The following is a 20,018-nucleotide window of genomic DNA, read 5'->3' on the forward strand; positions in this document are numbered from 1 at the left end:
GCAGCCCCCTTGGGGGGCAGCGAACGAAGTGAGCGTGGGGGGCGTCACTCCCAGGCCGGATTCGCCGAGGCCGAGGACGAGGACGTGGGTTCCGAGGAGGCTCATTACCGCAGCTTCAGGGTCGAGAGGCCGAACAGCACCAGCATCAGCGTGATGATCCAGAAGCGCACCACGACCTGGGTTTCCTTCCAACCGCCCAGTTCGTAGTGGTGGTGAAGCGGCGCCATGCGGAAGATGCGCTTGCCGCCGGACCACTTGAAGTACAGCACCTGGATCATGACCGACAGCGTTTCGGCGACGAACAGGCCGCCCATGATGAACAGCACGATTTCCTGACGGACGACGACGGCGACGGTGCCAAGCGCGGCGCCGAGCGCCAGCGCGCCGACGTCGCCCATGAACACTTCCGCCGGATAGGCGTTGAACCACAGAAAGCCGAGGCCGGCGCCGCACAGCGCGCCGCAGAAGATGGCCAGCTCGCCGGCGCCCGGGATGAAGGGCACGCCGAGATAGCGCGAGAACACCGCGTTGCCGGCGACGTAGGCGAAGATGGCCAGCGCGCCGCTCACCATCACGGCCGGCATGGTGGCCAGGCCGTCGAGACCGTCGGTCAGGTTGACCGCGTGGCTGGTGCCGACGATGACGAAATAGGTCAGGATCATGAAACCGATGGCGCCCAGCGGGTAGGCCACGGTCTTGAAGAAGGGCACGATCAGTTCGAGCTGGGCCGGCTCCTGCGCGGTCAGGCCGAGATAGACCGCGGCACCGGCGGCGAACACCGAGGACCAGAAGAACTTGGGCTTCGCCGGCAGTCCCTTCGGATTGCGATGCACCACCTTGCGCCAGTCATCGACCCAGCCCACCGCGCCGAAACCCAGCGTGACGATGAGTACCACCCAGACGTAGCGGTTGGACAGATCGGCCCACAGCAGCGTGGTGACACCGAGCGCGATCAGGATGAGGGCGCCGCCCATGGTGGGCGTGCCGGCCTTGGTCAGGTGCGACTTCGGGCCATCGTCGCGCACCGCCTGGCCGATCTTGTATTCGGTCAGCTTGCGGATGAGCATGGGACCGAACATCCAGCAGATGGCGAGCGAACTCATCATCGCCAGCACCGCGCGCAGCGTGATGTAGTTGAACACGTTGAAGGCGCGGACGTCCTGCGCCAGCCAGCGGGCAAGTTCAAGAAGCATGGGTGTCGTATCCGGAGTGTGCGATCAGCGCGTCGGCGACGCGCTCCATGCGCATGAAGCGCGAGCCTTTCACCAGCACCGTGGTGGAGGCGTCGAGCTGCGGGCGCAGGGCGTCGGCGATGGCCGCGTGATCGGGGTAGTGGAGGGCGCCGCTGCCGAAGGCGGCAACCGCCGCGCGTGCGGCGTCGCCGGTGGCGAGCAGCGCGTCGATGCCGCGCTCCAGCGCGTAGGCGCCGGCTTCGCGGTGGAATTCAGGGCCCTGGTCGCCGACTTCGCCCATGTCGCCGAGGACCAGCACGCGGCGCCCGGTGGCGGACGACAGCACGTCGATGGCGGCGCGCACCGAATCCGGGTTGGCGTTGTAGCTGTCGTCGATCACGGTGCTGCCGGCCAGACCGGCTCGCACCTGCTGGCGGCCCTTGACGCCTTCGAAGCGGTTCAGCGCCCACACGACCGCGGCCATGTCGGCGCCGGCGGCGAGCGCTGCCGTCGCGGCGCACAGCGCGTTGCGGGCATTGTGCAGGCCGGGCACGCGCAGCGTGATGCGCGCGGTGCCGAAGGCGCCGTGCAGGTCGAGGCGGTAGCCCAGTCCTTCCGGGGTGGCGTCTGCGGTCACTTCGGCCGCACGGTCGAGGCTGAAGCGCAGCACCTGGCGGCCGGCGTTGCGGCCGCACCAGTAGTCGGCGAAGTCGTCGTCGCCATTGACCACGGCGACGCCGTCGGCACCGAGCGCGTCGAACACGTCGCCGTTCTCGCGCGCGACTTCGGCCACGCTGTTCATGAATTCGAGGTGTTCGCGCTGGGCGTTGTTCACCAGCGCCACGGTCGGTTTCGCCATGCCGGCCAGCCAGGCGATCTCGCCCGGATGGTTCATGCCCATCTCGATCACCGCCATGCGGTGCGTGTCGCGCAGACCGAACAGCATCAGCGGTACACCGATGTCGTTGTTCAGGTTGCCGCGCGTGGCCAGTACCGCGCTGTCCGGCTGCCAGCCGACGCTGGCAGCGTGGGCACGCAGGATGGCGGCGATCATTTCCTTGACCGTGGTCTTGCCATTGCTGCCGGTGACGCCGATCAGCGGCAGCGTGAAGCGGCTGCGCCAGGCACGCGCGATGTCGCCCAGCGCGATGCGGGTGTCGGCCACGCGGATCAGCGTGCCGGCCGCGTGCGTGCAGTCGTGTGCAATCACGGCAGCGGCGGCTCCGGCGGCCTGCACGTCGGCGATGAAGTCATGCGCGTCGAAGCGCTCGCCGCGCAGCGCGACGAACAGGTCGCCGGTCTTCACCGCGCGGCTGTCGGTCGAGAAGCCGCGGATGTCGACATCCGGCCCGCTCAGCGTGCCGCCACAGGCGGCGGCCACGTCCGAGGCTGTCCACAGCGCGCTCATTGCACACCTCCTCGGGCGGCGAGGGCGGCGGCGGCCTGGTCGGCGTCCGACCACGGCGTGCGTGCACCGGCGACTTCCTGATAGGGCTCGTGTCCCTTGCCGGCGATCAGTACCACGTCACGCGGATCGGCGCCGGTCACCGCGGCGCGGATCGCGACCGCGCGGTCGCGTTCGCGCTGCACGTCGGCGCATGTGGGCAAGCCGGCCGCGATGTCATCGAGGATGGCGTCCGGATCTTCGCCGCGCGGGTTGTCCGAGGTGATCCAGGTCCGCGCGGCGTGTTCGTAGGCGACCGCGCCCATCAGCGGCCGCTTGCCCGGGTCGCGATCGCCGCCGCAGCCGAACACGCACAGCAGACGACCGCCGCGCGCCGCCGCCACCGGCTGCAGCGCGCGCAGCGCCTGTTCCAGCGCGTCCGGCGTGTGGGCGTAGTCGACCACCACCAGCGGCTCGCCGCGGCCACCGAGACGCTGCATGCGGCCGGGCGGCGGCACCAGCCCGCCGGCGACGCGCGCGGCGTCGCTCAGCGACACGCCGGCGTGCAGCAGGCAGCCGGTCACCGCGAGCAGGTTCTGCACGTTGAAACGGCCAACCAGGGCCGCGTCCACCACCGCGCGGGCGTCGCCCTGTTCGATGTCGAAATGCAAGCCGTGCGCCGGATCGACGTTGCGGGCGCGCAGGCCGGTCACGCCGGAGGGCAGGTCGGCGTCCAGCGCGCAGCCGGTTACCGGCAGGCGCGCCGCCGTAGCGGTGGCGAGCAGGCGGCCGAAGGCGTCATCGGTATTGATCACCGCGGCCTGCAGACCCGGGTGGGAGAACAGCGCGGCCTTGGCCGCCCCGTAATGCTGCATGTCCGGGTGGTAGTCGAGGTGGTCGCGGGTGAGGTTGGTGAAGGCCGCGGTGTGGATGCGCACGCCGTCTATGCGCCGCTGGTCCAGGCCGATCGACGACACCTCCATCGCGCAGGCGGTGGCGCCGGCGGCGCGCAGGTCGGCCAGCGTCTGATGCACGCTCACCACGTCGGGCGTGGTGTTGGCGGATTCCGCCAGCTGACCCGGCAGGCCGCAGCCCAGCGTGCCGATGACACCGCAGCGGGTGCCCAGCGCCTGCATGGCCTGTGCGACCCACTGGCTGACCGAAGTCTTGCCGTTGGTGCCGGTAATGCCGATCACGTGCAGCGCGGCCGACGGGTGGTCGAGCAGGGCGTCCGCCAGTGCGCCTGCATGGGCGCGCAGGTCATCGATCTCGATCACCGGCACCGTCGTGCCGGCCGGTGCGCCCCCGGCCTCGCACAGCACCGCGCAGGCACCGGCCGCGATGGCGGCGTCGATGAAGCGGCGACCGTCGGTGCGCTGACCGGGCAGCGCGAAGAACAGGTCACCCGGCTGCACCCGGCGCGAATCCGCGCGCACCGCACGGGGCGTGATGCCGTGGCGGGCCAGTGCCTCGCGTACGCGGGCGACGGTCTGTCCGGCGTCGGCGGCGCTCACCAGCCCTCCTTGCCGGTGACCGAATTCTTCGCCATCTGCAGGGCGGGCACCGGGGCGTCCGGCGGCACGCCGGTGGCGCGCAGCGTCGCATTCATGATGTCGGAGAACACCGGAGCGGCGACCTGGCCGCCGTAATGCACGCCGTTCGACGGCTCGTCGATCATCACCGCGACGATGTAGCGCGGGTCGGACACCGGCGCGAAACCGACGAAGGAGGCGATGTACTTGTTCGCGTAGGCGCCGCCTTCGAGCTTGTGCGCGGTACCGGTCTTGCCGGCCACGCGGTAGCCCGGAATCTGCGCCTTGGGTGCGGTGCCGCCCGGGCCGGCCGCCATTTCGAGCATGCGGCGTACTTCGCGGGCGGTCTGGGCCGAGAACACCTGCAGGCCATTGACCTGCGGCGTATCGACCCGGGTCAGCGACAGCGGAATGAGGTCGCCGTCGCGGGCGAACACCATGTATGAGCGGGCCATCTGCATCAGCGTGACCGACATGCCGTGACCGTAGGACATGGTGGCCTGTTCCACCGGCTTCCAGCTCGCGGCCGGCCGCAGACGGCCACCGGCTTCGCCCGGGAAGCCCAGGCGCAGCGGCGAACCGAAGCCCATCTGGTCATAGACGTGCCACATTTCCGACGGCTTGAAGGTGCCGGCGATCTTGGCCACGCCGATGTTGGACGACTTCTGGATCACTTCGGCCAGCGTGAGCGTGCCGTGCGAATGCGCGTCGCCGATCGAGGCGCGGCCGAAGAACAGCTTGCCGGAACAGTCCACCGGCGTATCGAAGGTGTAGCGACCGCTCTCCAGCGCCATCGCGGCGATGATGGGCTTGATGGTCGAACCCGGCTCGTAGGTGTCGGTGAAGGCGCGGTTGCGCAGCGGCGGGCCGCTCAGCTGGTCGCGGTTGTTCGGGTTGTAGGTGGGCCAGTTGGCCAGCGCCAGCACCTCGCCGGTGCGGGTGTCGAGCACCACTGCGCTGCCGGCTCGCGCCTTGTGGTCGGTCACCGCCTGCTTGAGCTTGCTGTGCACCAGGAACTGCAGCCGCGCGTCGATCGCCAGGCGCACATCGCCTCCGTCGCGCGGCGGGGCCAGCACCTCGATGTCCTCGACCACATTGCGGCGGGCGTCTGTGATGACGCGGCGCTGGCCGACCTGACCGGTCAGCGGCCGGTTCATCGCCAGTTCGATGCCTTCCAGACCGTTGTCGTCCATGCCGGTGAAACCGACCACGTGCGCGCTCACTTCGCCGTGCGGGTAGTAGCGGCGGTATTCCGGTTCGGCGCGGATGCCCGGCAGCTTGAGGGCCAGAATCTGCTTGGCGACCTCGGGCTGCACCTGACGCTTCAGATAGCTGCGGCCGCGGTTCTCCGGAATCCTGCGGGCGATCTCGCGATGGTCCATGCCCAGCAGTTCGGCCAGCTGACGGATCTGCGCCGGCGACAGCTTCTCGGCGCCGATGTCCTTCGGATTGGCCTTGGCGTCGCTCCGGGTCGGACGCGACTCGGCGACGATGGCCGACACCTGGGTGCTCATCGCCAGCACCTGCTCGTTGCGGTCGAGCACGCGGCCGCGCGAGGCCGGCGTCGGCAGCACGCGCGAGAAGCGCTCTTCGCCCTTGCGCTGATAGAACTCGTCATTGACCACCTGCAGCCAGAAGGCGCGGGCGACCAGACCGCCGAACAGCGCCATCATGACGATGAGCATCAGGCGGGCGCGCCAGGCGGGCAGCAGTTCGGCGAGCAGCGGGTTGTGGGCGAACTTCATTGTCCGGCCTCGGTGGAGTCGATCACGATGATGCGGTTCGGGTCGGGCGCACGCATGCGCAGCTTGGTTTCCGCCAGATCGGAAATCCGGGCGTGCGCCGCCAGCGCTCCCTGTTCGATCTGCAGCTGGCCCCACTCGGTTTCGAGCACCCGCATGCGGGTGAGCTCGCGTTCGAGTTCGGTGTGCAGCGCGCGCGAGCGGTGCTGCGACGACACCATGGACACCGCGCTGACGACCAGCGCGGCGATCAGGAGCAGATTCAGGCGCAGCACGTCAGGCCACCTTTTCCGCGACCCGCAGCGTGGCGCTGCGTGCCCGCGGGTTGCGGGCCAGTTCGTCGTCGCCGGCACGGACGCGGCCGATCAGCTTCATCTTCGGCTGCGGCAGCTGGTCGGCACGCAGCGGCAGATTGCGCGGCGGCTGTGGCGGCGAGGCCTGGTCGGCCATGAAGCGCTTGACCATGCGGTCTTCCAGCGAGTGGAAGGAAATGACCGCCAGCCGCCCGCCGGGCTTCAGGGCCGCCAGTGCCTGCGGCAGCACTAGCGACAGCTCTTCAAGCTCCTGATTGATGAAAATCCGTAGAGCTTGAAAGCTGCGCGTCGCCGGATGCTGGCCCGCCTCGCGCGTGCGGACAGCGGACGCCACGATCGCGGCAAGCTGGGTTGTGCTGTCGACAGGCCGCTCGCTCCGAGCAGCAACAATCGCCTTTGCAATCGCTGAAGCAAACCGTTCTTCGCCATAGTCCCTGATGACCTCCCTGATGTGCGCTTCTTCGGCGCGTGCAAGCCACTGCGCCACCGTTTCACCCCGGCTGGTGTCCATGCGCATGTCCAGCGGTGCGTCCTGCCTGAAACTCATGCCGCGCGCCGCCTCGTCCAGCTGGGGCGAGGACACGCCGATGTCGAGCAGCACGCCATCCACGTCGTGCACGCCGAGTTGTTCAAGTACCGCCCCCATTTCCGCGAAGCGCGCGTGCACCAGCGTGAAACGGGGATCGGTGATGGACTGGCCGGCGGCAATGGCCGTCGGGTCGCGGTCAAGCGCGATCAGCCGCCCGTTCGGGCCCAGCCGCTCGAGCAGCGCGCGGCTGTGACCGCCGCGACCGAAGGTGCCGTCCACGTAGACGCCCTCGGGGCGCACCGCCAGCGCGTCCAGCGCTTCGGTGAGCAGAACCGGGATGTGCGTCATGTCAGGCCCGCCCGGATGCCGACTGTCGCGGCGCAGTGCGGGACGACCACGCATCGCAGGACCGGTGCGCAGGGAAGGCGTGCAGGGTGACCATCTTCAGAACCTGAACGAACCGGTGACTTCGGACGGCAGCGGCACCGCGCCTTCGCGTGCGTCGCGGGCGGCGGCTTCGGCGTTCCAGCGTGCTTCGTCCCACAGCTCGAAACGGTTGCCGCGGCCGACCAGCATGACGCCCTTGGTCAGACCGGCGCGCTCGCGCAGGTCGGCGCCGAGCAGCAGGCGGCCAGCGCGGTCTATGGTTTCGTCGCGCGCGTTGGCGGTGAAGCTGAGCTTGAAATCGTTGCTGGCCTGATCGAGATCCGGCAGCTGGTCCAGACGGGCCAGCAGTGCTTCGAACTCGGGCAGCGGGTAGAGCAGGATGTGTTCGCGGGTGCGGGCGGTCATGACGACTTCGCCCTCGCACATGTCCATCAGCTTTTTGCGCGGACGAGCAGGGATGACGATGCGGTGCTTGTCATCCATGGTGAGTCGTGTCGTCCCGTAGAACATGCGCGTGCCCGGAAAGGCCTGGTCAGGAGCGGCGGACTGGAGCGGCGGTCAGAATCGTCTTTCCCACAATCACTCCACTTTTTATCCAATATTGCTCCACTTTAGCCATCGGCCGGCCCCCGGTCAATAGCCGTAACGCTGCAAATTCATTGCTGCAACAAGGACTTAGATGCGAATTTCGTCACGCATCAAAAATAAAAACCCTTTGTTTTTAATGGGATAGAAAATGAACTGAATGTGGGGTGTGAACAGATGCGCGCGCCATGCGGCGGCGTGGAGCGAAGTGGGTGAAAGTGGGGCGCCTGTGCTGCGGAGGGGATGAAACGTGGGCGGTGCGGCGGGTCAGCGCCGTCGGGTCATCCGGCAGGGAGTGGAAGTCCGCCTGTAAGCCGGGTTCTGTTGTGCGCGAACGCACCGGCAACCATTCATCTGGGCGGCGTGTTGCCACGCCGCTCGAGCAGCCTACCCGGAAGCGACACGAGCCGCGTCATGGCTTCCCTATTTGGCCTTGCCCCGGATGGGGTTTTGCATGCCGCACGTGTTGCCACGTACGCGGTGGGCTCTTACCCGGCGTTGCCGCCCGCCCGAAGGCGCACCATTTCAACCTTGCCTGATCCTTGCGGCCATCGGCGGTATGTTTTCTGTTCCACTTTCCGTCGCCTTGGGCCGCGCTTTCGCGCGGCTTGCTGCGCCCGGCCGTTAGCCGGCATCCTGCTCTGCGGGGCCCGGACTTTCCTCCGCGCTTGCGCGCCGCGGTTGCCCGGCGGACTTCCGGCACGGATTGTACCCCGCCCCGCACTCAAGAACCGGCCGCGCCGGCCGTTCAACCGGGATCGCGTCCCGTCAGGCTTTCCGCTTCGTCCGCATGAATCCGGTTTCACGGCTTGGTCGTCATTTCGCACTGCACTGGCTGGCATGGCTGCTGTCCGCCATCGGGCTCGCGCTGCTGACCGCGGATTTCAGCGGACTGCTCGGCGAGGTGCTGCACGAACGGGTGTCGCGGTCGGGCATCGCGCTTCAGCTGGTGCCGGTGCTGCTGCTGGGCGTGGTGCTGTGTGCGGTCGGCATTGCGCTCGACCGCGCACGGCTGGAACTTGAGCGCGCGCAGGCCGAACTGGAACGCGCCCAGCTGCTGGGTCGGACCGGAACCTGGGCGCACGCCGACGGCCGTTTCCTGTGGTCGCCGCGGGCGCTGGCCATCCTCGGCCTGCCGGCCGAAGCGGCGGTCGATTTCGAGGCGCTGCTCGCGCGGGTGGTGCCGGAGGACCGTGCCCGGCTGGAGCGTGCCTGGCGAACCGCGAATGCCGGTGCCCGCCACCGGGCGGAATTCAGTATGAACGACGGCGAGGGTGGGCAGCGTCGCCTGCTGTTCGAAGGCCGGCTGGAACAGATCGGCGACAGCGGTCCGCGGCTGGCCGGCATCGTCCAGGACACCAGCGAACAGTTCCGCATGGAGGGCGCGCTACGCCGTGCGTCGCGCTACCAGCGGGCGCTGCTCGACAACTTCCCTTTCATGGTGTGGCTGAAGGACCGCAATCTGCGCTTCCTGGCGGTGAACCGTCCTCTGGCCCAGGCCGGCGGCCTGAGCGATCCGGACGAGGCGTGCGGTCTCGGCGACGAAGATCTGTGGCCGTCGGCAGAGGCGGCCGCCTACCGCGCCGAGGACCTGGACGTGCTGGCCAGCCGTTCACCGCTCTACTCCGAAAAGCGGGTCGGCGACGGCGAGCAGGCGCAGTGGTACGAATCGTGGACCGCACCGGTGCTGGACGACAATGGTGAACTGCTGGGCACAGTGGGCTATGCCCGCGACATCGGTGGACGCAAGCGGGCGGAAGCCGCGCTCGCGCGCAGCCGCGACCGTTTCGCCGAGGTCGGCCGGCTGCAGGCCCGTTTCATCGCCGGCGAGCCGGAAGACAGCCTGTATGCCTCGCTGCTGGATCTGGCCTGCGAACTGTCCGGCTGTGCCGACGGATTCCTGGCCGAAGTGGCGCATGACGCTGCCGGCGTCGCGCAGATCAGCCTGCTCGCCTGTCGCGACATCGACTGGCTGGGCGAGCGTGCCGACCTGATCGACATCGCGCTGCGTGCCGACGGCGCGCCCTGTGCGCCGGGCCAGGTGATCGCCGCCGCCGGCGACGGGCCGGACGGCCGCGGTCTGCTCTGCCTGGCGGTCACCCGCGGCACGCGGCTGACCGGGCTGATCGGACTGGGCGTACCCGACGGACGGCTGGGCGAAATCGCGCTGGCCGACCTGCAGGTGGCGGTCAGTTCCTTCGGCCTCATTCTGGAGGCCGGACTGCGCGAACGGGCGCGCCAGCGCACTGAAGCCGATCTGGTCCGCCACCGCGACCGGCTGGCCCAGATGGTCGAGCTGCAGCTGTCTGACACGCTGACGGCGAAACAGTCGGCCGAGCGTGCGCACAGCGCGCGCAGCGAATTTCTGGCCCGCGTGTCGCACGAACTGCGCACGCCCATCCACGCCATCCTCGGCTTTTCGCGGCTGGCGCTGCGCGACGCCGACCGGATGCCGGACGGCACCCGTCACCGGCTCGACGCCATCCGCCAGAACGGCGAACGCCTGCTGGCACGGGTCGACGATCTGCTCGACCTGTCTCAGCTGCAGTCGGGCGCGCTCACCCTGAACCGCACCTGCTGCGACATCGCCGAAATCGTGTCCGACGTGGTGAGCGATCTGCGCGGAGCCGCGGTCGAGCGCAGGCTGTCACTGCGGCTGGAAGGCGCCGGCCATGCGGTGCCGGGCGATGCAGATCGCGTCCGACTGATGCAGGTGCTGACCCGCATGCTGTCGCACGCGCTGCGCGCTACGCCGGAGGGCGGCGAGGTCGTGGTGACCGTGGTGGCGGACCACAGTGACGGCTGCCACGGCGCCCGGGTGAGCATCGCCGACCAGGGCGGTGCGCTGGGCGAGGGCGGGCTGGAGCGCCTGTTCGATCCGTTCGAGCAGGTGGGCTCTTCCCGTGGTCATGGTCCGGATGTCGGGCTGGGTCTGGCGGTGTGCCGCGAAATCATGACCCTGCACCAGGGCTGGATACGTGCGGCCGAAGTGGGGTTGCCGGACGGCCGGGTGATCGGTACCCGGCTCGATCTGTGGCTGCCGGCGCCGGTCGATGTCGCGGTGCCGGCCTAGCCCAGCAGCTGGCACGCTGCGCGTTCGCCCCACCACGACGCTTCCTCGAACAGCGACAGGCCGCCGAGATCGGCGTGCGCATGCAGCACGCGGCCACCGCGATCGCGCAGTGCGCGCGCAGGTGCGTCGAGGAAGCCGGGCGTCGGGATCGCCATGCCATGCCCGCGCAGCACCAGTTCCACCGCGTTCAGACGGTGCCGCCAGCGGCGGTCGTAGGCGGCGTCCAGATCGGCCAGCGCGAATTCAAGCAGGTCCGCCTCGCCGGCCGACGCCAGCCAGCGGCGCGCCTCGCCGGCATCGCCCCAGCCGGCGCGATAGGCGGTGAACACGGTGGCTGCCGGCCGCGCCACCCGGGTGAGCTGGTGGGTGGCCACCACATAGCCCAGTCCCTGGCCGCCGAGCACCACGTTGTCCCAGGCCAGATCGGCGCCCGCGCGTTCGTGAGGAAAGCCGTCCAGCAGCAGATTGGCGACCAGCCAGGGCGCGGTTTCCGGCAGCGCCTCGCGCGGCAGCGCGGCCGCCAGTGCGGGGTCGATGTGCCGCGCCACGTGCAGCGGCATGGCGCAGATGACCCGGTCGGCCACCAGCGTCACGGAGCGGCGGTCGGCGGTTTGCACCATGAGCTCGACCGCCGCGCGCCGCTCGTTCAGCGCCACCGCGTGGCCGGACAGCGTGCGCACAGCCGCCGCGCGCCGCAGCCCGGCGGTCAGTGCCGACAGGCCCTGCGGCCAGGTCAGGACCGCGCCTGCCTCGGCATTGCGCGCACGGCCGCGCCGGCAGCAGAAATAGTGCAGCCCGGCCCAGGCGGACACCCTGTCCGGGCGCGCCCCGTAGTCGTCGCGCATCGCGTAGTCGATGTAGTGGCGCAGCGGCGGGTGGGTGTGGCCGGCTTCCTCCAGCCATCGCGAGAAGGTCTGGCGGTCGAGCGTGCGCAGCGCCGGGTCGCTCGAACTGGCGGCCAGCGGTAGCGCGAACGCCGGGCGTCCGTCGTCGCCGCGGCGGGCGGACCAGGCGGTCATGTCGGCACTGAAGCGGGCGGCGGCCGCGGCGTCTGCTGCGGTCGAGGTCGGCAGCAGGCCTTCATGCCAGATGCCGTCCGCCAGGGTGCGTTCGGCCGCCGGATGCACCAGCGCCTGTTCGTCGTACTCAGGGGCGTCATCGCGCAGGCCGCCGGTGAGCACGCCGAGGTCAGCCAGCAGTTCGCGCACGTGCGCGAGGCCCGGATCGGGCAGCGGCAGGTAGTGAGCGCCGCGCGGGCAGGCAATGCCGCCGAGCAGGCTGCCGGCGGCATTGCCATCCGGCTCCGGGCCGTCGACCAGCAGAACGTCGCGCCGGCCCTCGCGCGCCAGCCGCCAGGCGGCGGTCAGGCCGGCCACGCCGGAGCCGAGGATGGCTACGCCGCAGCGCAGTTCGCCCGAGGGCGGCGGAAGGGTCGCCGCCTCGCGCAGCGCATGGCCCTCGCGCAGTCCCGGTCGTAGCACGGTGACGAGCGGTGCGGCAGGCGTGCAGCCGGCCAGCCAGGGCAGGGCGGTCAGCGCGCCGGCGCCGGCGATGAAGTCGCGGCGCTTCATCGCATCTGCCGCGACCAGTCTTCTTCGAAGTAATGCACCAGCATCTGCGTGTTCAGCCGGTTCGGCTCGACCGCTGGCGCACGCATGTCCGGCGGGAAGTCGAACATCTGCGCCAGGGTGCGCGCATCCAGATGGCGCAGACCGGCGGGCAGTGCGGACGGCGGCCGGTAGCCGGCTTCGCGCCCGGCGATCAGGAAGCCCCAGTCGCCGAAGCTGGGCACGCTGGCGTGATAGGGCGCGGTGTGCAGGCCGGCTTCGCGCAGCGTGGCGTCCACGCACCAGTAGGCGCGCGGCGCGTACCAGGGCGAGGTGGACTGCACGACGATGAGGCCGCCGGGCGCCAGGTGGCGCGCCATCAGCCGGTACATCGGCACCGCATACAGCTTGCCCAGCGCGTAGTGCGATGGGTCCGGGAAGTCGGCGATGATGAGGTCCCAGCCCGGTCCTGCCGCGGTTTCCAGCCACTGCGCCGCGTCCGCGTTCACGGTGGTGACCCGCGGATCGCGCAGCGCATGGGCGTTGAGCGCAGCCAGTGCGTCGGTGTCGCGGAACAGCCGGGTCATGGCCGGGTCGAGTTCGATCAGCGTCACCTGTTCGATCTGCGGGTACTTCAGCACCTCGCGCACCGCCAGCCCGTCGCCGCCACCCAGCACCAGTACCCGCCTTGCCTGCGGCAGCGCGGCCAGCGCCGGATGCACCAGCGCTTCGTGATAGCGGTGCTCGTCGCGGGTCGAGAACTGCAGATTGCCGTTCAGATAGAGCCGGGTGTCGTCCTGCCAGCGGGTGAGCACGATGCGCTGGAAAGGCGTGGTCTCGCGATGCACCACGCTGTCGCCGTACAGGCCGGCTTCGGCCGCGTCCGTCAGTTTCTGCGCCCAGGCCAGCGCGGCCAGCAGCACCGCCAGCACCAGCAGGCCGCGCAGCTTCAGCGCGCGTGCCTGCGGCAGTTCGGCCCGGTAGCGATGGGTGAGCCAGAGACCGATGCCGGCATTGAGCAGGCCGAACACCACCGCGGTGCGCGCCAGTCCGAGCAGCGGCGCGAACACCAGCGGAAACAGCAGCGATACCGCCAGCGCGCCGAGGTAGTCGAAGGTGAGCACCCGGCTCACCAGTGCCTCGAAGGCCTGCTTGCGCTGGTGCAGCAGGCGCATCACCAGCGGGATTTCCATGCCCACCAGCACGCCGATCAGCAGTACCAGCGCGTACAGCGACACGCGGAACGGCGAACCCGCCCAGGCGTAAATCAGGAACAGCGCACAGGCCGACAGACCACCGAGCAGGCCCACCATCAGTTCGATGTCGATGAAGCGGGCCAGCAGCGCCTTTTCGTCGACGTACTTCGACAGGTGGGAGCCCACGCCCATCGCGAACAGATAGGTGCCGATGATGGTGGAAAAGCGCAGCACCGATTCGCCCAGCAGATAGCTGGCGAGCGCGCCGGCGATCAGTTCGTAGGCCAGGCCGCAGGAGGCGACCACGAATACCGCGACGATGAGGCCCGGGTGGTGCCGGCCGGCATCCGTGCCGGGTGTCGCGCTGTCATGCAGATCGGGTGTGGAGCGGGATTGCGGCAGCATGGGGCAGCGGCTAGAGTGCGGGCGCAGAGTCGACCGGAAACGCGCCATCATGCCGCAACTGCCGCTGGATCAGTTCTACCTCTATCTGAAGCATCTGCTGTCCGGACTGGTCATGGTGGCCGCCTTCGCCGCGGTCTATGTGCGGGTCACGCCCTTCCACGAACTGCCGCTGATCCGCCGCGGCTGCACCGCCGCCGCGCTGTCGCTGGCCGGTGCCATCGCCGGCTTCTCGCTGACCGTGGCGTCCAGCATCCTGCACAACGACCACTACCTGATGTTCATCGTCTGGGGCACGCTGGCTGCGGTGGTGCAGATGGCGGCCTATCTGCTGATCGAACGCAGCCTGCCGGAAATGAAGGTGGCGATCGAAGCGAACAATATCGCGATGGGTGCGCTGATGGGCACGGTGTCGCTGGTGGTCGGTGTGATCAACGCCGCCTGTCTTTCCTGAGATGAGGGCCCCCACGCTCGCCCTTGGGGCGGCCCTGCGGGCGGCGCGGGCCCGGTTCAGGCGTCGTTGTAAGGTGACGAACAGTGGAACAACTGAGAGGAGTCGACGATGGGTATCGGTGATTTCATCAAGAAGCAGTTCATCGACGTACTGCAGTGGAACGAGGACGGCGATGGCGTGCTGGCCTGGCGCTACCCGATGCAGGACTTCGAAATCCAGTACGGCGCGAAGCTCACCGTGCGCGAGTCGCAGATGGCGGTGTTCGTCAATGAAGGCAAGGTGGCGGACGTGTTCGGCCCCGGCCTGCACACGCTGAACACGAACACCCTGCCGGTGCTCACCTATCTGCAGAACTGGGACAAGCTGTTCGAATCGCCCTTCAAGAGCGACGTCTATTTCTTCAGCACCCGGCTGCAGCTCGGCCGCAAGTGGGGCACGCCGCAACCGGTCACGGTGCGCGACGAGGATTTCGGCATGGTGCGGCTGCGCGCTTTCGGCATGTATTCGTACAAGCTGGCCGACCCGAAGAAGTTCTTCACCGAAATCAGCGGCACGCGCGACACCTACTCGGTCGATGACCTGGAAATGCAGCTGCGCAATCTGGTCGTGTCGACCATGAGCAGCACGCTGGGCAATTCGGCCGCCCCCTTCCTCGACATGGCGGCCAATCTGGGCGTGATGTCGGACGCGGTGAAGACCGCGATGACGCCGGTGTTCGAGCGCTACGGCGTGGCGATCGACAATTTCGCGGTCGAAAGCATTTCGCTGCCGGAAGAACTGCAGAAGGCGCTCGACACCCGCATCTCGATGGGCATGGTCGGCAATATGGCCGCCTATACCCAGTACCAGACCGCCAACGCGATTCCGCTGGCCGCGCAGAACGAGGGCGGGCTGGCCGGCATCGGTGCCAGTCTGGGCGCCGGCCTGACCATGGGGCAGGTGATGACCGAGGCGATGCGTGCGGCTCAGGCCGGCACGCCGGCTGCAGCACCCGCTGCTGCCCCGGCCGTCGATACCCCCGAGGCCCGGCTGGGCAAGCTGAAGTCGCTGCTCGACGGCGGCCTCATCACCCAGGCCGACTATGACGCGGCCAAGGCGGACGTGATCAAGCAGATCACCGGCGGCTGATCCTCCGCATGGCGATGTACCAGGCGGCCTGCCCCGGCTGCGGTGCGCCGGTCGAATTCCGTTCGGCCGCGTCACGCATGGCGGTGTGCGGCTACTGCCGCACCACGCTGCTGCGCGACGCCGACGCGGTGCGCGACATCGGCAAGCAGGCGGCGCTGATCGAGGACCACTCGCCGGTACAGATCATGACTGCCGGCCAGTACGCCGGTCAGGGCTTCACCGTGGTCGGCCGCATCCAGCTTCGCTACGAGCATGGCGTGTGGAACGAGTGGTATCTGCTGTTCGACGACGGCAGCGGCGGCTGGCTGGGCGATTTCGCAGGTCAGTTCGTGCTGACCCGGCCGGATGGCGACGCGGTCGGCCCGCCGCTGTTTGACAAGGTCGAGCCGGGCAATCGCTGGTCGCACGGCGGCACCTTCTGGCACGCGGCCGACATCCGCAAGGCGGAATGCGTGGCGGCCGAAGGCGAACTGCCGTTTCCGGTCGACGCGCGCTGGGTGGCGCGGGTGATCGACTACCGCCACCGCGACGAATTCCTGACGCTGGACTATTCCGACCTGCCGCCGGTCTGTTACCGCGGGCGCGCCGTGTCGCTGGCCGGTCTGCATGCCCAGCGCCTGCGCGACGCGGACGAGGTGGCCGGCCGCGCCGGGCGGCTGAAGGGCGGCGTGGCCACACTGGTCTGCCCGGCCTGTGGCGCGCCGACCGCGGTGGTGCCCGGCGCCACCCAGCATCTGACCTGCCCGTCCTGCCGGTCGCAGATTTCGCTGGCGGCCGGTCAGGCCGAAGTGGTGAGCCGGCAGGCGGCGGACGACCGTGCGGTCGGCGCCACGCTGCAGGCGGGCGAAACGCTCACCATCGAAGGTCTGGCCTGGCGGGTAATGGGCTGGCTGCGCTGCGGCGTGCCGGCCGACGCCTCCGAACCCGAGTGGTTCGAGTACCTGCTGTATGCGCCACAGGCCGGATTCTCCTGGCTGGTGGAAACCCGTCAGGGCTGGCAGCGCGCCCGCGTGCTGGATGCCTGGCCGGAGAGCTTCAGCGCCACTGCGGCGACGCTGGCCGGCCAGGCCTTCGTGCGTCGCTACCTGTATGTGGCGGAGGTGCGTCAGGTGGTGGGTGCCTTTCCGTGGCAGGCGCGTGCCGGCGACCGCACCGAGATCGGTGAATACGTGCAGGGCGACCGGGTGCTCAATCTGGAACGCAGTAAGCACGAGATGGGCTGGTCGCTGGCCGAGCCGGTGTCGCTGGACCAGGTGGCCAGCTGGGCCGGGCGCAGGCTGGCGTCCATCGCCACGGCGCCTGCCGGGCTGAGTACCGACAGTCCGGTGCTGCTCGATGCGGCCGGCAAGGCCACGCTGAAGCCGCTGGCCTGGACCTTCACCGGTCTGATCGGCGTGCTGAATCTGCGCTACATCCTGCCCTTCAACATCGATGCGCTGGTGGTGACCGGCATCGCGCTCTACCTGCTGTGGCTGCCGCTGAACGTCAAGGAGTCTGACTGATCATGCGGGTGTTCTATGGTGTCTATGCCCTCGTACTGCTGCTGATCAGCCTGGCCATCAATGCCGACGACGCGGGCGGACGTTCGCGCTCCTACTCGTCCGGCTCGGGTTCCGGTTCGTCCTGGGGCTCGGGCCACAAATGACACTGCCGCCGCAGGGCCACCACGTGCTGCTTGACCTGTACGGCGTCGAGCCTGCGCCGCTGGCCGATGTCGCGCTGATCGAGGCGACGCTGACCGAAGCTGCGCGGCGGGCGGGCGCCCGCGTGCTCGGTACGCAGCTGCATCCCTTCGGCCCCGGCCAGGGCGTGACCGGTGTGCTGCTGCTAGCCGAATCGCACATCAGCATCCACACCTGGCCGGAACACGGTTATGCCGCGGTGGATGTGTTCATGTGTGGCGACGCCGAAGCGATGGCTGCAGCCTCGCTGATCGGCGCGCGCCTGCGCGCGGAGCGCATCGAGGTGCGCGAATGCCTCCGCGGGACTGCGGGGGCGGAAGGAAGCGATGTCTGACGACCTGCAAGGCCTACGCGATGCGGTGCTGATGAGATTCGGCCGAAATCTGTTGATGTGCCAGCAGATAGAGGCGGTCTTGAAGGACATGCTGAAGTGCAGCCGTTTCGAGGGCAGTGCGGCGGCGATGGAGGCGATGCTTGCGAAGCGGGCTGAGCGGCTCCACACATCCACGCTGGGCCTGATGGTCGGCGCGATAAAGAACGACGTGCTGTCCTGCGGGACGGACGAGGGCGAAGAAGATGTCCACGAAGACGTGCCGGATGACTGGGTCAGTTTCAGGCGCCGAATCCATGGCCCGCCGGACTTCGTCGCCCGCCGCGTCGACGACCTGGACTGGCTGCTCACTGAGCGCAATGCCCTTGCGCACCACTTCTTCCCCCGCTGGTGCCCGCATGATCCGGAAGGTCTGCGGACAGCGATTTGCCTTTTGGACGAACAGCTCGAGCGCCTTCAGCGCATACGCGAGGACTGGGTGACGCATTTGAAGTCGTGGCGGGAAGACTCGCGCGCTCTGGCTAGCTGGCTCTTATCGCCTGAAGCGGATGCCCTGATCGAGGCCCAATGGTGGGGCGAACGCCCCACACTGAAAGCCCTGAAGGACTGTGCGGCGCACGGCGCTAGGACGGATGGCTGGACCTATGTTTCGCTGGGAGCGAAGTTTGCCCGGGAACAGGCACCGGAAGAGGTTGCACAGATGCGCGAGCTATACGGCGTGCGCACGTTCACCGAACTATTGAAGGCCTATCCCGACTTCGAGGTGAAGGACGAGGTGCTACCCAATGACAGCACGCGCACGCTGTATCGCATGCGGCCAGTCGAGGGCGCGTGCGGACCGCAGGCAGGGCCAGATTCCTGATTGGGCTCGAACTCCGGGTACACTGTCGGGCTGGCTTATAGACAAGGCCCTGCCTCATGCTCAGACTGACCGAAATCAAGCTTCCGCTCGACCACCCGGAAGCGGCCCTGCGTGCCGCCGTGCTCGAACGGCTGCGCATTCCCGACGCCGACCTGCTGGCCCTCCACGTGTTCCGCCGTGGCTACGACGCCCGCCGCCGCTCGGCCATCCACCTGATCTACACCCTGGATGTCGAGGTACGCGACGAAGCGGCGGTGCTGAAGGCGCACAAACCGTCACCGCAGCTTCAGCCCTCGCCCGACACCGATTACAGGTTCGTCGCGCGTGCGCCTGAAGGGCTGGTGCGCCGGCCGGTGGTGATCGGCATGGGGCCCTGCGGCTTCATGGCGGCGCTGCTGCTGGCGCAGATGGGTTTCCGCCCCATCGTGCTGGAGCGTGGCCGCGTGGTGCGCGAACGCACCCAGGATACCTGGGGGCTGTGGCGAAAGCGGGTGCTTGATCCGGAGTCGAACGTGCAGTTCGGCGAAGGTGGCGCCGGCACCTTTTCCGACGGCAAGCTGTACAGCCAGATCAAGGACCCGAAACACTACGGCCGCAAGGTGCTGACCGAATTCGTGAAGGCCGGCGCGCCGGAGGAAATCCTGTACGTGAGCAAGCCGCACGTCGGCACCTTCCGGCTGGTCGGCATGGTGGAAAAGATACGTGCCGAGATCGAGTCGCTGGGGGGTGAAATCCGCTTCCAGGCGCGGGTCGAGGACATCGTGATCGAGGACGGCGCGGTGCGCGGCGTGAAGCTGGCCGACGGCAGCGAAATCGAGGCCGACCACGTGGTGCTGGCCATCGGTCACAGCGCGCGCGATACCTTCCGCATGCTGCACGAGCGGGGCGTATACATCGAAGCTAAGCCGTTTTCGGTCGGCTTCCGCGTTGAACATCCGCAGAGCCTGATAGACCGCGCCCGCTTCGGCGACTTCGCCGGTCACCCGGTGCTGGGTGCAGCCGACTACAAGCTGGTACATCACGCGAAGAACGGCCGCTCGGTGTACAGCTTCTGCATGTGCCCGGGCGGCACCGTGGTGGCCGCGACCTCGGAAGAGGGCCGCGTGGTGACCAACGGCATGAGCCAGTATTCGCGCAACGAACGCAACGCGAACGCCGGCATCGTGGTCGGCATTTCGCCGGAACAGGACTACCCGGGTCATCCGCTGGCCGGCATCGACCTGCAGCGCACGCTGGAGTCGCGCGCCTTCGAACTGGGCGGCGGCGACTACAACGCGCCTGGCCAGCTGGTGGGCGATTTCGTCGCCGGCCGGCCGTCGAAGGCGCTGGGCGAGGTGGAGCCGAGCTACAAGCCGGGGGTCACGCTGGGCAGTCTGGCCAGCGCGCTGCCGGAGTACGCGATCACCGCGATGCGCGAAGCCTTCCCCGCCTTCGACCGTCAGATCAAGGGCTTCGGTCGGCACGACGCGGTGCTCACCGGCGTTGAAACGCGCACCTCGTCGCCGATCCGCATCAAGCGCGATCCGCAGAGCTATCAGAGCCTGAACACGCGCGGGCTGTATCCGGCCGGCGAGGGTGCAGGCTACGCCGGCGGCATCCTGTCGGCGGCGGTGGATGGCATCGAGGTGGCCGAGGCGGTGGCGCTGAGCATGGTGGCGACGCGCTGACCGACGCAGGGCCTTGAGCCTCGTGGGCGCG

General features: G+C 68.8%; 17 protein-coding genes and 1 other RNA gene. 8 read left to right on the forward strand and 10 right to left on the reverse strand.

The genetic code is table 11. The features are described 5' to 3' along the window. Positions 1-104: 104 nt before the first annotated feature. The 8 genes from mraY to rnpB all read right to left on the reverse strand — a co-directional run bounded on the left by mraY (position 105) and on the right by rnpB (position 8,342). Positions 105-1,193 carry a phospho-N-acetylmuramoyl-pentapeptide-transferase gene (gene mraY, locus METUNV1_RS00690; RefSeq protein WP_008057835.1) on the reverse strand — a complete coding sequence of 363 codons (1,089 nt, stop codon included), beginning with the start codon at positions 1,191-1,193 and terminating at the stop codon, positions 105-107. Beyond that, positions 1,183-2,580 carry a UDP-N-acetylmuramoyl-tripeptide--D-alanyl-D-alanine ligase gene (locus METUNV1_RS00695; protein ID WP_008057837.1) on the reverse strand — a complete coding sequence of 466 codons (1,398 nt, stop codon included), beginning with the start codon at positions 2,578-2,580 and terminating at the stop codon, positions 1,183-1,185. Before METUNV1_RS00695 ends, mraY begins: the two co-directional genes overlap by 11 nt. Then, a complete protein-coding gene (locus METUNV1_RS00700) occupies positions 2,577-4,070 on the reverse strand; it encodes a UDP-N-acetylmuramoyl-L-alanyl-D-glutamate--2,6-diaminopimelate ligase (protein WP_008057839.1) in 1,494 nt (497 codons plus the stop codon). Before METUNV1_RS00700 ends, METUNV1_RS00695 begins: the two co-directional genes overlap by 4 nt. Continuing rightward, entirely contained in the window at positions 4,067-5,833 is a 1,767-nt protein-coding gene (locus tag METUNV1_RS00705; protein WP_008057840.1) for a peptidoglycan D,D-transpeptidase FtsI family protein, read from the reverse strand. Before METUNV1_RS00705 ends, METUNV1_RS00700 begins: the two co-directional genes overlap by 4 nt. Continuing rightward, positions 5,830-6,105 carry a cell division protein FtsL gene (gene ftsL, locus METUNV1_RS00710; RefSeq protein ID WP_008057841.1) on the reverse strand — a complete coding sequence of 92 codons (276 nt, stop codon included), beginning with the start codon at positions 6,103-6,105 and terminating at the stop codon, positions 5,830-5,832. Before ftsL ends, METUNV1_RS00705 begins: the two co-directional genes overlap by 4 nt. 1 nt (position 6,106) lies before the next feature. Continuing rightward, a complete protein-coding gene (gene rsmH, locus METUNV1_RS00715) occupies positions 6,107-7,021 on the reverse strand; it encodes a 16S rRNA (cytosine(1402)-N(4))-methyltransferase RsmH (protein ID WP_008057842.1) in 915 nt (304 codons plus the stop codon). 96 nt (positions 7,022-7,117) lie between these two features. Further along, a complete protein-coding gene (gene mraZ, locus METUNV1_RS00720; protein WP_043358719.1) occupies positions 7,118-7,570 on the reverse strand; it encodes a division/cell wall cluster transcriptional repressor MraZ in 453 nt (150 codons plus the stop codon). A 369-nt stretch (positions 7,571-7,939) separates the two neighbouring features. Beyond that, positions 7,940-8,342, reverse strand: an RNA gene (gene rnpB / locus METUNV1_RS00725) — RNase P RNA component class A. Positions 8,343-8,435: 93 nt separating this feature from the next. On the opposite strand from rnpB, the gene METUNV1_RS00730 reads away from it, so the two are divergent. Further along, positions 8,436-10,718 (forward strand): PAS domain-containing sensor histidine kinase, encoded by a 2,283-nt coding sequence (locus tag METUNV1_RS00730; protein ID WP_008057844.1) that lies wholly within the window; start codon positions 8,436-8,438, stop codon positions 10,716-10,718. Here METUNV1_RS00730 and METUNV1_RS00735 read toward each other — a convergent pair. Both METUNV1_RS00735 and METUNV1_RS00740 read right to left on the reverse strand, forming a co-directional pair. Next, positions 10,715-12,289, reverse strand: a complete 1,575-nt coding sequence (locus METUNV1_RS00735) for an FAD-dependent oxidoreductase (RefSeq protein WP_008057845.1) — start codon at positions 12,287-12,289, stop codon at positions 10,715-10,717. The genes METUNV1_RS00730 and METUNV1_RS00735 overlap by 4 nt on opposite strands. Next, positions 12,286-13,866 (reverse strand): polyamine aminopropyltransferase, encoded by a 1,581-nt coding sequence (locus METUNV1_RS00740; protein ID WP_008057846.1) that lies wholly within the window; start codon positions 13,864-13,866, stop codon positions 12,286-12,288. The genes METUNV1_RS00735 and METUNV1_RS00740 overlap by 4 nt, the downstream gene beginning before the upstream one ends. Before the next feature lie 49 nt (positions 13,867-13,915). Between METUNV1_RS00740 and METUNV1_RS00745 the strand changes: the two genes are divergently transcribed. From METUNV1_RS00745 to METUNV1_RS00775, 7 genes are all read left to right on the forward strand, one after another. Next, entirely contained in the window at positions 13,916-14,317 is a 402-nt protein-coding gene (locus METUNV1_RS00745) for a DUF350 domain-containing protein (protein WP_008057847.1), read from the forward strand. Positions 14,318-14,425: 108 nt separating this feature from the next. Beyond that, on the forward strand, positions 14,426-15,445 hold the full coding sequence (locus METUNV1_RS00750; RefSeq protein ID WP_008057848.1) for an SPFH domain-containing protein: 1,020 nt from the start codon (positions 14,426-14,428) through the stop codon (positions 15,443-15,445). 8 nt (positions 15,446-15,453) lie between these two features. Beyond that, the gene (locus METUNV1_RS00755) at positions 15,454-16,947 is read left to right on the forward strand and encodes a DUF4178 domain-containing protein (protein ID WP_008057849.1); all 1,494 of its coding nucleotides are present in this window, start codon (positions 15,454-15,456) and stop codon (positions 16,945-16,947) included. 2 nt (positions 16,948-16,949) lie between these two features. Next, positions 16,950-17,090, forward strand: a complete 141-nt coding sequence (locus tag METUNV1_RS00760; RefSeq protein WP_008057850.1) for a hypothetical protein — start codon at positions 16,950-16,952, stop codon at positions 17,088-17,090. Then, positions 17,087-17,461: an adenosylmethionine decarboxylase gene (speD, locus tag METUNV1_RS00765; RefSeq protein WP_008057851.1), complete on the forward strand. Its 375-nt coding sequence runs from the start codon at positions 17,087-17,089 to the stop codon at positions 17,459-17,461. The genes METUNV1_RS00760 and speD overlap by 4 nt, the downstream gene beginning before the upstream one ends. Further along, entirely contained in the window at positions 17,454-18,320 is an 867-nt protein-coding gene (locus METUNV1_RS00770; RefSeq protein ID WP_008057852.1) for a hypothetical protein, read from the forward strand. The genes speD and METUNV1_RS00770 overlap by 8 nt, the downstream gene beginning before the upstream one ends. Before the next feature lie 56 nt (positions 18,321-18,376). Then, entirely contained in the window at positions 18,377-19,987 is a 1,611-nt protein-coding gene (locus METUNV1_RS00775; protein WP_008057853.1) for an NAD(P)/FAD-dependent oxidoreductase, read from the forward strand. The last annotated feature ends 31 nt before the right edge of the window (positions 19,988-20,018 follow it).

This window comes from Methyloversatilis universalis FAM5 (genome assembly GCF_000214035.2).
Classification (GTDB): domain Bacteria; phylum Pseudomonadota; class Gammaproteobacteria; order Burkholderiales; family Rhodocyclaceae; genus Methyloversatilis; species Methyloversatilis universalis.

Coding starts and splice junctions, on each gene's coding strand:
- METUNV1_RS00775 (WP_008057853.1), top strand. CDS start 18,377: ATGCTCAGACTGACCGAAATCAAGCTTCCGCTCGACCACCCGGAAGCG.
- METUNV1_RS00760 (WP_008057850.1), top strand. CDS start 16,950: ATGCGGGTGTTCTATGGTGTCTATGCCCTCGTACTGCTGCTGATCAGC.
- METUNV1_RS00730 (WP_008057844.1), top strand. CDS start 8,436: ATGAATCCGGTTTCACGGCTTGGTCGTCATTTCGCACTGCACTGGCTG.
- METUNV1_RS00705 (WP_008057840.1), bottom strand. CDS start 5,833: ATGAAGTTCGCCCACAACCCGCTGCTCGCCGAACTGCTGCCCGCCTGG.
- METUNV1_RS00740 (WP_008057846.1), bottom strand. CDS start 13,866: ATGCTGCCGCAATCCCGCTCCACACCCGATCTGCATGACAGCGCGACA.
- rsmH (WP_008057842.1), bottom strand. CDS start 7,021: ATGACGCACATCCCGGTTCTGCTCACCGAAGCGCTGGACGCGCTGGCG.
- METUNV1_RS00695 (WP_008057837.1), bottom strand. CDS start 2,580: ATGAGCGCGCTGTGGACAGCCTCGGACGTGGCCGCCGCCTGTGGCGGC.
- mraZ (WP_043358719.1), bottom strand. CDS start 7,570: ATGTTCTACGGGACGACACGACTCACCATGGATGACAAGCACCGCATC.
- METUNV1_RS00750 (WP_008057848.1), top strand. CDS start 14,426: ATGGGTATCGGTGATTTCATCAAGAAGCAGTTCATCGACGTACTGCAG.
- speD (WP_008057851.1), top strand. CDS start 17,087: ATGACACTGCCGCCGCAGGGCCACCACGTGCTGCTTGACCTGTACGGC.
- METUNV1_RS00770 (WP_008057852.1), top strand. CDS start 17,454: ATGTCTGACGACCTGCAAGGCCTACGCGATGCGGTGCTGATGAGATTC.
- mraY (WP_008057835.1), bottom strand. CDS start 1,193: ATGCTTCTTGAACTTGCCCGCTGGCTGGCGCAGGACGTCCGCGCCTTC.
- METUNV1_RS00745 (WP_008057847.1), top strand. CDS start 13,916: ATGCCGCAACTGCCGCTGGATCAGTTCTACCTCTATCTGAAGCATCTG.
- METUNV1_RS00735 (WP_008057845.1), bottom strand. CDS start 12,289: ATGAAGCGCCGCGACTTCATCGCCGGCGCCGGCGCGCTGACCGCCCTG.
- METUNV1_RS00755 (WP_008057849.1), top strand. CDS start 15,454: ATGGCGATGTACCAGGCGGCCTGCCCCGGCTGCGGTGCGCCGGTCGAA.